This window comes from Streptomyces sp. NBC_00846 (assembly GCF_045207325.1).
Classification (GTDB): domain Bacteria; phylum Actinomycetota; class Actinomycetes; order Streptomycetales; family Streptomycetaceae; genus Streptomyces.
This window is the reverse complement of sequence record NZ_CP108846.1, coordinates 5,749,463-5,762,896: the sequence shown is the minus strand read 5'-3', so window position 1 is coordinate 5,762,896 and position 13,434 is coordinate 5,749,463. Positions and strand designations below refer to the sequence as shown.

Below are 13,434 nucleotides of genomic sequence, written 5' to 3'. Positions count from 1 at the left end.
CCCATCGAACTGGCGAACCGTCAAACTGCCGAACGACCGGGAAAGCCGGGCGGTTGGGCAGTTGGGCAGTTGGGCAGTTGGGCCGAGAATCCGGGCAACCCCCCGTTCCCCGCCGGAGGTCGGACCACCGGACCGCTCCCCTGGTGGAGTCGCGCGCCCTACGAAGTTACGAGGGGAGCACGGCCGCGCCGCTTCCGGTGCCGGGCTCCAGCGCGTCGAGTGCCCGGCGCAGGCCGGTCAGTTTGCGTTCCAAGTGGGCGGCGGTGGCCACGGCCGCGGCGTCCGCCGACTCGTCGTCGAGCTGCTTGGAGAGCGCTTCGGCCTGCTCCTCGACGGCCGCGAGCCGCGCCGAGAGCTCGGCCAGCAGTCCTGCGGGCTCCTTCTCGTGGCCCGCGCCGCCGTTGCTGTCGCCCTCCAGCTGGAGCCGCAGCAGCGCCGCCTGCTCGCGCAGCTTGCAGTTCTTCATGTACAGCTCGACGAAGACCGAGACCTTGGCCCGCAGCACCCACGGGTCGAACGGCTTCGAGATGTAGTCCACCGCGCCCGCCGCGTAGCCCCTGAAGGTGTGATGCGGACCGTGATTGATCGCGGTGAGAAAGATGATCGGGATGTCCCGCGTCCGTTCCCGCCGCTTGATGTGCGCGGCGGTTTCGAAACCGTCCATGCCCGGCATCTGGACGTCCAGCAGAATGACCGCAAAGTCGTCCGTGAGCAGCGCTTTGAGCGCTTCCTCCCCTGACGATGCCCGTACCAGTGTCTGATCGAGCGCAGAGAGGATGGCCTCCAGCGCCAGCAGATTCTCCGGCCGGTCATCGACCAGGAGGATCTTGGCCTTCTGCATCATGGCCCGCCCTCCTCGCCCCGGAATTGCACCGGGCGCCGCCCCAGGGGACGACTCCCTTACGCCGTCCGTCCTTGTGCCGGTCATGGTAGCCGCACCCCGCCCGTCACCACACCCTGTCACCGCGATGTCACTGTGCACACAGCAGAAACGCGGCGGGGGACGAGAAGGTTCCCCGTACAGCGCGTTCTCACACTCCTGTGAGCACAGTCGATCAACAACTCATGGGGATTCTCGCAACTAATGATCACTCTCCGCGCATCCACTGCTCCATTACGGAAAGAAGATGATCAGGATCGACAGGTTTGGTCACGTAATCGGAAGCGCCGGATTCGATCGCCTTCTCCCGGTCGCCCTTCATGGCCTTCGCGGTCAGCGCGACGATCGGCAGGCCGGCGAACTGCGGCATCCGGCGGATCGCCGCCGTCGTGGCATAACCGTCCATCTCCGGCATCATGATGTCCATCAGTACGACCGTCACATCGTCATGCTGTTCAAGGACTTCGATGCCCACGCGTCCGTTCTCCGCGTACAGCACCGAAAGACCGTGCTGCTCCAGCACGCTGGTGAGCGCGAAGACGTTACGGATGTCGTCGTCGACGATCAGCACCTTCTCGCCGTGGAACCGGAACGCCCTGCGGGCCTGTGGTTCTTCCTGCCCGCCGAGCGCCCACGACTCCTGCGGATCGGCGGCGCGGGACGGCATCACGGGCCTTCGCTCCGCGCCCCCCAGAGTCATGCGGCGCCGCCGCATCAGCCCGGCGACACCAGCGGCACCGGCGCCACCAACGGCATCGGAGCCGCCCGGCGCACCGGCCGAATCCTGTGCGGCGGCCGTCTGGTCGGCGCTCGGACCGGCCTCCGCGAGCAGACCTTCCTCGGCCGCGGCACCATATGCCTCACCCGGCCCCGGGCCGATCTGCGGATACCCCTGGGGCGGCAACTCACTCGGGTGCAGCGGCAGATACAGCGTGAACGTCGAGCCGCGGCCCGGCTCGCTCGCCGCGTGGATCTCGCCGCCCAGCAGCCGGGCGATCTCCCGGCTGATGGACAGGCCGAGCCCCGTACCGCCGTACTTGCGGCTGGTCGTACCGTCCGCCTGCTTGAACGCCTCGAAAATCACCAGCATCTTGCTGGACGCGATCCCGATACCGGTGTCGGTGACCGAGAAGGCGATCAGATCGGCGTCGGCGTCACGGAGCGAGCCGGCCTCCAGGAGCTGCTCGCGGATAGCGTTCGGCACGTCCTCGCCGGCCGGCCTGATCACCAGCTCGACCGCCCCGCTGTCGGTGAACTTCACCGCGTTGGAAAGGAGATTGCGCAGCACCTGCAGCAGCCGCTGCTCGTCCGTGTGCAGGGTCGCGGGAAGCTCCGGCGAGACCCGTACGGAGAAATCGAGCCCCTTCTCCGCGGTGAGCGGCCGGAAGGTCGCCTCCACGTAATCGACGAGCTGGACCAGCGCGATCCGGGTCGGGCTGACGTCCATCTTGCCCGCCTCGACCTTCGTCAGATCGAGGATGTCATTGATCAGCTGGAGCAGATCGGAACCGGCCCCGTGGATCGTCTCGGCGAATTCCACCTGCTTCGGTGAGAGATTCCCCTCGGCGTTGTCCGCGAGCAGCTTGGCGAGAATGAGCAGCGAGTTGAGCGGCGTACGCAACTCGTGCGACATGTTCGCCAGGAACTCCGACTTGTACCGCATCGAGACCGCGAGCTGCTCGGCACGCTCCTCCAGGACCTGCCGGGCATCCTCGATCTCGGTGTTCTTGACCTCGATGTCCCGGTTCTGCTGGGCCAGCAGCTCGGCCTTCTCCTCCAGCTCGGCGTTGGAGGCCTGGAGCGCCTTCTGCCGGTTCTCCAACTCCTGCGACCGATCCCGCAATTGCGCGGCCAGCTCCTGCGACTGCTCAAGGAGTTTCTCGGTCTTCGTATTGACGCTGATGGTGTTGACGCTCGTCGCGATCATCTCTGCGAGCTGGTTCAGGAAGTCCCGCTGAATATGCGTGAACGGCTGGAACGAGGCCAGCTCGATCACACCGAGAACCTTCCCCTCGAAGAGCACCGGCAGCACGATCACATGCGCGGGCGGCGCCTCACCGAGCCCGGAGGAAATCTTCAGATATCCCGGCGGAACGTTGTCCACCTGAATGGTCCGCTTCTCCTCCGCCGCCGTGCCGATGAGGGTCTCACCGGGCCGGAAGGATGTCGGCATCGAACCCGCCGAATATCCGTAGCTGCCCCTCATACGGAGTTCGTACGCGCTGTCCTTGTCGCTGTCCGATCCCACCGCGCCGGTGTCACCGGTCGGCATGGCCAGGAAGAACGCACCGTGCTGCGCGGAGACGACCGGGGTCAGCTCGCTCATGATCAGCGAGGCCACGTCGTCGAGATCGCGCCGCCCCTGCATCAGGCCGGAGATCCGGGCGAGATTGCCCTTCAGCCAGTCCTGCTCCTTGTTGGTGGCCGTGGTGTCGCGCAGGTTGGCGATCATCGTATTGATGTTGTCCTGCAGGGCCTGGATCTCGCCGGCCGCGTCCACATCGATCTTGAGGTTGAGGTCGCCACGGGTCACCGCCGTGGCGACGGCCGCGATCGCCCGCACCTGACGGGTGAGGTTCCCGGCCATCTCGTTCACGGACTCGGTGAGGTCGCGCCAGGTGCCGTCGACGTCCCGGACCCGGGCCTGGCCGCCCAGCTGACCCTCGGTACCCACCTCACGGGCCACCCGGGTCACCTGCTCGGCGAACGAGGACAGCTGATCGACCATCGTGTTGATGGTGTTCTTCAGCTCCTGGATCTCGCCGCGCGCGTCGATGTCGATCTTCTTGGTGAGGTCGCCCTTGGCGATGGCCGTGGTCACCGTGGCGATCTGCCGCACCTGACCGGTCAGATTGGACGCCATCGAGTTCACGGACTCGGTGAGGTCCTTCCACGTACCGGAGACCCCCGGAACGCGTGCCTGGCCGCCCAGCTCACCTTCCGTACCCACCTCGCGGGCGACCCGCGTCACCTCGTCGGCGAACGACGACAGCGTCGTCACCATCGTGTTGACGGTGTCGGCGAGTTCGGCGACCTCGCCGCGCGCCTCGACGGTGACCTTCTTCGTCAGATCGCCGTTGGCGACCGCGGACGAGACCCGGGAGATGTTCCGCACCTGACTGGTCAGGTTGTTGGCCATCAGGTTGACGTTGTCGCTGAGGTCCTTCCAGATACCGGTCGCACCGCGCACCCTGGCCTGGCCGCCGAGGATGCCCTCGGTACCCACCTCGCGGGCGACCCGCGTCACCTCGTCGGCGAAGTTCAGCAGCTGGTCGACCATCGTGTTGACGGTCGTGACCAGTTCGAGGATCTCGCCCTTGGCATCGACCGTGATCTTCTTGGAGAGATCGCCGTTGGCGACCGCGGTGGTGACCTCGGCGATGTTACGGACCTGCAGAGTCAGGTTGTTCGCCATGCCGTTGACGGACTGGGTGAGGTCCTTCCACGTACCGGACACCCCCTGTACTTCGGCCTGGCCGCCGAGGATCCCTTCCGTACCCACCTCGCGGGCGACCCGCGTCACCTGCTCGGCGAAGTTCGAGAGCTGGTCCACCATCGTGTTGAGGGTGTTCTTCAGCTCCAGGATCTCGCCGCGCGCGTCCACATCGATCTTCTGCGACAGGTCACCGCGCGCCACCGCCGTGGCGACCTGCGCGATGTTACGGACCTGGGCGGTGAGGTTCCCCGCCATGCCGTTGACAGAATCGGTCAGATCACGCCACACACCGGCCACACCCGGTACCTGCGCCTGGCCGCCGAGCCGCCCGTCGGTGCCCACCTCGCGAGCGACCCGGGTCACCTGGTCGGCGAAGGCGGAGAGCTGGTCGACCATCGTGTTGATGGTGTTCTTCAGCTCCAGGATCTCGCCGCGCGCGTCCACATCGATCTTCTGCGACAGGTCGCCCCGCGCCACCGCCGTGGTCACCTGCGCGATCTGGCGCACCTGGGAGGTCAGGTTCCCCGCCATGAAGTTGACGGAGTCGGTGAGCTCCTTCCACGTACCGGAGACGCCGTCGACCCGCGCCTGGCCACCGAGCCGGCCCTCCGTGCCCACGTCACGCGCCATCCGCGTCACCTGATCGGCGAACGACGACAGCTGCGCCACCATCGTGTTGACGGTGTTCTTCAGCTCCAGCATCTCGCCCGCGACATCGACGGTGACCTTCTGCGAGAGATCACCGTTGGCGACCGCCGTCGTCACCTGCGCGATGTCGCGCACCTGCCCCGTCAGGTTCCGGAACGCCGTGTTCACCGAGTCCGTGAGGTCCTTCCAGGTCCCCGCAGCCCCCGGCACCTCCGCCTGACCGCCGAGCCGGCCCTCGACGCCGACCTCCCGGGCCACCCGGGTCACTTCCGAACCGAAGGACTGGAGCTGGTCCACCATCGTGTTGACGGTGTTCTTCAGCTCCAGCATCTCGCCGGCCACGTCGACGGTGACCTTCTGCGTCATGTCACCGCTGGCCACCGCCGTGGTCACCTGCGCGATGTCGCGCACCTGGGTCGTCAGGTTCCGGAAGACCGTGTTCACCGAGTCGGTGAGGTCCTTCCAGGTACCGGCGGCCCCCGGCACCTGGGCCTGGCCGCCGAGCAGCCCCTCGCCACCGACCTCGCTGGCCACCCGGGTCACTTCGTCCGCGAAGGTGCGCAGCGTCTCGGTCATCTGGTTGATGGTCTCGGCCAGCTGCGCAACCTCGCCCCGGGCACTCACCGTCACCTTCTGTGACAGGTCACCGTTGGCGACGGCCGTGGTCACCTCGGCGATCCCCCGCACCTGCGAGGTCAGGTTGCCGGCCATCGTGTTGACGGAGTCGGTGAGGTCCTTCCACACCCCGGCCACACCGGGCACGGTCGCCTGCCCGCCCAGCTCGCCCTCCGTGCCCACCTCCCGGGCGACCCGGGTCACCTCGGAGGAGAACGACGACAGCTGGTCGACCATCGTGTTGACGGTGTTCTTGAGCTGCAGCATCTCGCCGGCCACATGGACGGTGACCTTCCGCGACAGGTCCCCCTTGGCGACCGCCGTCGTCACCAGGGCGATGTCCCGCACCTGCGCCGTGAGCCGGTACGCCATGGTGTTCACGGAGTCCGTGAGGTCCTTCCACGACCCGGACATGCCGCGCACCTGGGCCTGCCCGCCGAGCTTGCCCTCGGTACCCACCTCGACGGCAACCCGCGTCACCTGCTCGGTGAACGCCGACAACTGGTCGACCAGGTTGTTGACCGTACGGGCAACCTTCAGGAACTCGCCGCGCAGCGGCCGCACCGTCTCGTCGGCCGTGTGCGACCGCAGCTCCATGCGCTGTTCGAGATCACCGTCGGCAACCGCCGACAGCACCCGTCCGACCTCCGAGACCGGCCGGGCCAGATCGTCGACCAGTTCGTTGGAGGCGTCGATGGCGGCGGCCCAGGAGCCCTCGCAGGCGCCCGTCTCCAGCCGCTCGGTGAGTTTCCCCTCACGTCCGACCACCCGCCGCACCCGCGCCAGCTCGCCGGTGAGGTGGAGGTTACGGTCGGCGACTTCGTTGAAGACCGCCGCGATCTCCGCCATCACGCCGTCACCCGAGACGGTCAGACGCCTGCGGAAGTTCCCGTCGCGCATCGCCACCAGACCCGCCAGGAGTCTGTTGAGCGCCGCCGCGTCGACGTCCATGGTTCCATTGCGCTGTTTCTTCACGGGCTGTCCGCCTTTTGTGCGCGTGTCTGTTCCCCGCGCCGCCACGCCAGACTCCACCGTGATCCCTCCCGCAGGGGTTGACCGTATCGTTCGGGCCTTGTCTGGGACCCTGCCCAGTTCCTCATTGACCTACCGACATTGCCCACCGTCGACGGGTGACCATGCGGACGTCAAATCGTTGAAACGTACCAGGCCCGACCCGATCGGGGTGCAGCCTCCAACGGTTGTTCCACATACCCCTGTTGGGAAGCCCACACTTGTCCGGTCCCGTGACTGTTACTGGTCGTTGCTGCCCGAAGTCGGCCCTCGTGTACCCGGTACCGAGACCGAGCGTCTAGCCTGGCAAGCGAATCGAAGCGGCGAGAAACGGGCACAGGACTCGGGGAAGCGACGAGACACCATATGGGGAGTGCTGTGATCACCGCGCGCGCGGCTGCCACCTTCGACCCGGTAGGGCGCTCGGTCGCGACCGCCCGCGCCTTTGTCCGTGACACCCTTCAGGGCTGGGGATACACGGATGTCGTCGACGACGCCGTCGTCCTCACCAGCGAGCTCGTGACCAACGCCGTGGTGCACGCGGGCACGGCAGCGGACGTGCTGTGCCTGCGTACGGAGGACGGCGTACGCGTCGAGGTCTCCGACCACTATCCGGAACGCGAGATCCCGCTCCAGAGCACAGGTCTGAACTTCAGCAGTCCAGACCGCGAGAACGGCCGCGGGCTGCTGCTCTGCGCGGCACTCGCCTCCCGGTGGGGCGTCGAGTATTCGCCCACCCACAAACACGTCTGGTTCCAGCTCGATCTTCCCGAACGCCCGGTGGGCATCCGCTCCGCCGGCCCGCTGCTCCCCGTCGGGCTGCTCCCGGTCGCCGACGAGCGTGTCCGGGTGGCCGTCGTCCAGATCGACAGCACCGGTTCCATCTCCGCCTGGAACGAGGACGCCGCGTTCCTCTTCGGACACACCGCCGATCAGGTCACCGGGAAACAGCTCACCGACTTCACCGCCTGGCCGCAGACGCCCGGCACCAACACCGGAATCGCCGAGGCGCTGCGGCTCTCCCGCTGGGAGGGCAGTTACGGAATCCGGGGCGCCGACGGCCGCACCATCCCCGTCTACGCCTCACACCTCCGGGTCCGCGACACCCACGGCGAACCGTCCACGGTCTGTCTGCTCGTCCGTGACTACGAACGCGCCGTCCTCCAATCCCCGGTCCGCGCACCGGTGTCCGACACCAATACCGACGGCCACAAGGCGGATCCGTTCGAGATCTTCATCGGCTCCCCGGCCCCCGACGACCTCGACGGCCTGCTCCAGCGCACCGTCGAACGGGCCCGCGACATGCTCGACGCCGATTCGGCCTTCCTGCTGCTGGCGACGGACGACGAAACGGAACTGGAGGTACGGGCCACGACCGGCCTGCCCTCCGCCCGCCAACGTTTCGCCAGGGTCCCGGTCGAGGCAGGCACCGGACGTTACGGCTCCGCCCGGATGCCCGCCGTCCACGAAGACCTCGACAACGTTCCCGGAGCCGTCCCCCTGCTCGGCGGGACCGGGATGCGCTCCGTCGTCACCGTCCCACTGAAGGTCGAAGGACGCCTCACGGGCTCGCTGGGGGTTGCCGCGGAAGCGGCCGGCCGCTACTCCAACGAGGAGGCCCTGCGCCTCCAGTTCGCCGCGGACCGCATCGCACTGGCCGTCGAATCGGCCCGCCTGGGCGAGCTGGAGCGTCTGCGCCGCGGTTCCCTCTCCTTCCTCGTCGAGGCCTCCGACCTGCTCGCGGGCACCCTCGACCGGGACCAGACCCTGGCCCTGATGGCCCAGATGACGGTCCCCACCCTGGCCACCTGGTGCGCCGTCTACACGATCGCCGACCAGTCCTCGGAGCCGTACCTCTCCTACGTGCTGCACGAGGACGAGGAACGCATCGACGGCCTCAAGGCCCTGCTCTCGAAGATCGCTCCTCCGGACCCGGTGCCGACTCCGGGAGCCCGCGTCTGGGCGGCCCCGTCCGAGGCCGCCCACCAGGCTGCCCTGCGTACCTCGATGCATACGTTCGGCCTCGGCGAACTCGGCGGGCTCGGCGCCGGCATTCACACGACGCTCGCTACCGCCGCGGCGGTGGGCGGAGAGACCGTGGTCCTGCCGCTCGTCGCCCGAAACCGCGTCATCGGCATGCTCACGCTCGGAAAGCCCTCCGACGACCACTTCCGGCAGGAGATCCTGGAACTGGCCGAGGACCTCTCCCGACGCGCCGCCCTCGCACTCGACAACGCCCGCCTCTACTCGGAGCGCATGGCGATCAGTCAGTCCCTCCAGCGCAGCCTGCTGCCGCCGGGACTGCCCGAGGTCCCCAATGTCGAGATCGAGGTCATCTACCGCGCCGCGGGCGAAGGCAACGAGGTCGGCGGCGACTTCTACGACGTCTTCCCGATCCGCGACGGCGCCTATGGATTCGCCATCGGTGACGTCTGCGGTACGGGTCCTGAGGCCGCGGCCGTCACGGGTCTCGCCCGCCACGCCCTGCGCCTCCTCGCACGCGAGGGCTTCGGCGGCCCGGCCGTCCTGGAGCGCCTCAACGCCGCCATCCTGGACGAGGGCACCCGCAGCCGCTTCCTGACCCTCCTCTACGGGGAGCTATGGCCGCAGGAGGACGGCAGCGCTCTGCTGAAGGTGGTCTGCGCGGGGCACCCCCTGCCACTGCGCCTGCGCCAGGACGGCTCGGTCGAGGCAGCCGCCGAACCTCAGCCGCTGCTGGGCGTCATCGAGGACCTGGAACTCTACGAGCAGACGGTCACCCTGGCCCCGGGCGACGTCCTGCTGTGCGTGACCGACGGCGTCACGGAACGCCGTGAGGGCACCCGTATGCTCGGCGACGACGGCCTGGCGGACGTGCTGGCCACCTGCACGGGACTCACGGCCGGCGCGGTGGCAGCACGCATCCTGCGCGCGGTCGAACGCTTCGCCGCCGAGCCGGCCTCCGACGACATGGCCATCCTCGCCATGCGTGTCCCCGAACCACCCACGACCTGACCGCACTTCATCACATGCGAAAGGCCCTCACCGGATGGTGAGGGCCTTTCATCTTGCCTGAGCCCCAATGCGGAATCGAACCGCAGACCTTCTCCTTACCATGGAGACGCTCTACCGACTGAGCTATTGGGGCCTGCTGCGCTGTGGCAACGAGGTAAAGCATACCCTGAGATCAGGGGTGCTCAGAACCACTGCCCACACATGTTTCTGACGGAGTCTCACTGTTCCAGCGCCTCTCTTCCTTCGACGCAGGCCGGCCAGGCTGACCTTGCCGAGTCGGGCGCGACGGTGCGGATCGAGGCTAGACCCGAACGCAGAAAAGCCCCGTGCCACAAGGGCACGGGGCATTCCCGTAAAAGGAGTTCGGCGGCGTCCTACTCTCCCACAGGGTCCCCCCTGCAGTACCATCGGCGCTGAAAGGCTTAGCTTCCGGGTTCGGAATGTAACCGGGCGTTTCCCTAACGCAATGACCACCGAAACACTATGAAATTAACCAACACCGGAACAACACGGCCGTTCGTTATTTCAGAACAAACACAGTGGACGCGAGCAACTGAGGACAAGCCCTCGGCCTATTAGTACCAGTCAGCTCCACCCGTTACCGGGCTTCCACATCTGGCCTATCAACCCAGTCGTCTACTGGGAGCCTTAACCAATCAAGTTGGTGGGAATACTCATCTCGAAGCAGGCTTCCCGCTTAGATGCTTTCAGCGGTTATCCTTTCCGAACGTAGCCAACCAGCCATGCCCTTGGCAGAACAACTGGCACACCAGAGGTTCGTCCGTCCCGGTCCTCTCGTACTAGGGACAGCCCTTCTCAATATTCCTACGCGCACAGCGGATAGGGACCGAACTGTCTCACGACGTTCTAAACCCAGCTCGCGTACCGCTTTAATGGGCGAACAGCCCAACCCTTGGGACCGACTCCAGCCCCAGGATGCGACGAGCCGACATCGAGGTGCCAAACCATCCCGTCGATATGGACTCTTGGGGAAGATCAGCCTGTTATCCCCGGGGTACCTTTTATCCGTTGAGCGACAGCGCTTCCACAAGCCACTGCCGGATCACTAGTCCCGACTTTCGTCCCTGCTCGACCCGTCGGTCTCACAGTCAAGCTCCCTTGTGCACTTACACTCAACACCTGATTGCCAACCAGGCTGAGGGAACCTTTGGGCGCCTCCGTTACTCTTTAGGAGGCAACCGCCCCAGTTAAACTACCCATCAGACACTGTCCCTGATCCGGATCACGGACCCAGGTTAGACATCCAGCACGACCAGAGTGGTATTTCAACGACGACTCCACAACCACTGGCGTGGCCGCTTCAAAGTCTCCCACCTATCCTACACAAGCCGAACCGAACACCAATATCAAACTATAGTAAAGGTCCCGGGGTCTTTCCGTCCTGCTGCGCGAAACGAGCATCTTTACTCGTAGTGCAATTTCACCGGGCCTATGGTTGAGACAGTCGAGAAGTCGTTACGCCATTCGTGCAGGTCGGAACTTACCCGACAAGGAATTTCGCTACCTTAGGATGGTTATAGTTACCACCGCCGTTTACTGGCGCTTAAGTTCTCAGCTTCGCCGACCCGAAAGTCGGCTAACCGGTCCCCTTAACGTTCCAGCACCGGGCAGGCGTCAGTCCGTATACATCGCCTTACGGCTTCGCACGGACCTGTGTTTTTAGTAAACAGTCGCTTCTCGCTGGTCTCTGCGGCCACCCCCAGCTCGGAGAGCAAGTCTCCTCACCAGTGATGGCCCCCCTTCTCCCGAAGTTACGGGGGCATTTTGCCGAGTTCCTTAACCATAGTTCACCCGAACGCCTCGGTATTCTCTACCTGACTACCTGAGTCGGTTTAGGGTACGGGCCGCCATGAAACTCGCTAGAGGCTTTTCTCGACAGCATAGGATCATCCACTTCACCACAATCGGCTCGGCATCAGGTCTCAGCCTTAACGTGTGACGGATTTACCTACCACACGGCCTACACCCTTACCCCGGGACTACCACCGCCCGGGCTGGACTACCTTCCTGCGTCACCCCATCGCTTACCTAGTACAAGTCTGGTTCGTCGGCTCCACCACTACCCTCAACTCCGAAGAGATCGGGCCGGCTTCACGGACTTAGCATCGCCTGATTCAGTATTGGGCGTTTCAAAGCGGGTACCGGAATATCAACCGGTTGTCCATCGACTACGCCTGTCGGCCTCGCCTTAGGTCCCGACTTACCCTGGGCAGATCAGCTTGACCCAGGAACCCTTAGTCAATCGGCGCACACGTTTCTCACGTGTGTATCGCTACTCATGCCTGCATTCTCACTCGTGAACCGTCCACAACTCGCTTCCGCGGCTGCTTCACCCGGCACACGACGCTCCCCTACCCATCCCAGCAGGCGTTGGCCCTATACGCTGGAATGACACGACTTCGGCGGTACGCTTGAGCCCCGCTACATTGTCGGCGCGGAATCACTTGACCAGTGAGCTATTACGCACTCTTTCAAGGGTGGCTGCTTCTAAGCCAACCTCCTGGTTGTCTCTGCGACTCCACATCCTTTCCCACTTAGCGTACGCTTAGGGGCCTTAGTCGATGCTCTGGGCTGTTTCCCTCTCGACCATGGAGCTTATCCCCCACAGTCTCACTGCCGTGCTCTCACTTACCGGCATTCGGAGTTTGGCTAAGGTCAGTAACCCGGTAGGGCCCATCGCCTATCCAGTGCTCTACCTCCGGCAAGAAACACACGACGCTGCACCTAAATGCATTTCGGGGAGAACCAGCTATCACGGAGTTTGATTGGCCTTTCACCCCTAACCACAGGTCATCCCCCAGGTTTTCAACCCTGGTGGGTTCGGTCCTCCACGAAGTCTTACCTCCGCTTCAACCTGCCCATGGCTAGATCACTCCGCTTCGGGTCTTGAGCGTGCTACTAAAACGCCCTATTCGGACTCGCTTTCGCTACGGCTTCCCCACACGGGTTAACCTCGCAACACACCGCAAACTCGCAGGCTCATTCTTCAAAAGGCACGCAGTCACGACTGCATGTGCAAGCACATACAGCGACGCTCCCACGGCTTGTAGGCACACGGTTTCAGGTACTATTTCACTCCGCTCCCGCGGTACTTTTCACCATTCCCTCACGGTACTATCCGCTATCGGTCACCAGGGAATATTTAGGCTTAGCGGGTGGTCCCGCCAGATTCACACGGGATTTCTCGGGCCCCGTGCTACTTGGGAAATTCTCAAACGAGCCGTTGATGTTTCAGCTACGGGGGTCTTACCCTCTACGCCGGACCTTTCGCATGTCCTTCGCCTACATCAACGGTTTCTGACTCGTCGACCAATCGGCAGATTGATCAAGAGAACTCCCGCAACCCCGCATGCGCAACCCCTGCCGGGTATCACACGCATACGGTTTGGCCTCATCCAGTTTCGCTCGCCACTACTCCCGGAATCACGGTTGTTTTCTCTTCCTGAGGGTACTGAGATGTTTCACTTCCCCTCGTTCCCTCCACACTGCCTATGTGTTCAGCAGCGGGTGACAGCCCATGACGACTGCCGGGTTTCCCCATTCGGACACCCCCGGATCAAAGCTCGGTTGACAGCTCCCCGGGGCCTATCGTGGCCTCCCACGTCCTTCATCGGTTCCTGGTGCCAAGGCATCCACCGTGCGCCCTTAAAAACTTGGCCACAGATGCTCGCGTCCACTGTGCAGTTCTCAAACAACGACCAGCCACCCATCACCCCGCTCCGAAGAACAGGTTCACTGGGGCCGGCAACTGAAGGCGACCTCACGGCCGTACCCTCAGATACCCAACAACGTGCCCGACCCGACCGGTCATCCCCACGTTCCACGCCGA

The 13,434-nt window shown here is 64.8% G+C and carries 3 protein-coding genes, 1 tRNA gene and 2 rRNA genes; 1 reads left to right on the top strand and 5 read right to left on the bottom strand.

Going from position 1 to position 13,434, the window contains the following annotated elements:
* Nucleotides 1-166: 166 nt before the first annotated feature.
* Both OG936_RS26525 and OG936_RS26520 read right to left on the bottom strand, forming a co-directional pair.
* Complete coding sequence (locus tag OG936_RS26525; protein WP_383758916.1) at nucleotides 167-844, bottom strand: two-component system response regulator; 678 nt, start codon at nucleotides 842-844, stop codon at nucleotides 167-169.
* A gap of 244 nt (nucleotides 845-1,088) precedes the next feature.
* Entirely contained in the window at nucleotides 1,089-6,554 is a 5,466-nt protein-coding gene (locus OG936_RS26520) for a HAMP domain-containing protein (protein ID WP_406497965.1), read from the bottom strand.
* Between the two features lie 402 nt (nucleotides 6,555-6,956).
* Here OG936_RS26520 and OG936_RS26515 point away from each other — a divergent pair, with 402 nt between their 5' ends.
* Nucleotides 6,957-9,584 carry a SpoIIE family protein phosphatase gene (locus OG936_RS26515; protein WP_406497963.1) on the top strand — a complete coding sequence of 876 codons (2,628 nt, stop codon included), beginning with the start codon at nucleotides 6,957-6,959 and terminating at the stop codon, nucleotides 9,582-9,584.
* 60 nt (nucleotides 9,585-9,644) lie between these two features.
* Here the strand turns inward: OG936_RS26515 and OG936_RS26510 are convergent.
* The 3 genes from OG936_RS26510 to OG936_RS26500 all read right to left on the bottom strand — a co-directional run bounded on the left by OG936_RS26510 (nucleotide 9,645) and on the right by OG936_RS26500 (nucleotide 13,264).
* A tRNA-Thr gene (locus OG936_RS26510) sits at nucleotides 9,645-9,717 on the bottom strand.
* Nucleotides 9,718-9,945: 228 nt separating this feature from the next.
* A 5S ribosomal RNA gene (gene rrf / locus OG936_RS26505) occupies nucleotides 9,946-10,062 on the bottom strand.
* 77 nt (nucleotides 10,063-10,139) lie between these two features.
* Nucleotides 10,140-13,264 (bottom strand): 23S ribosomal RNA (locus tag OG936_RS26500).
* Nucleotides 13,265-13,434 lie beyond the last annotated feature (170 nt).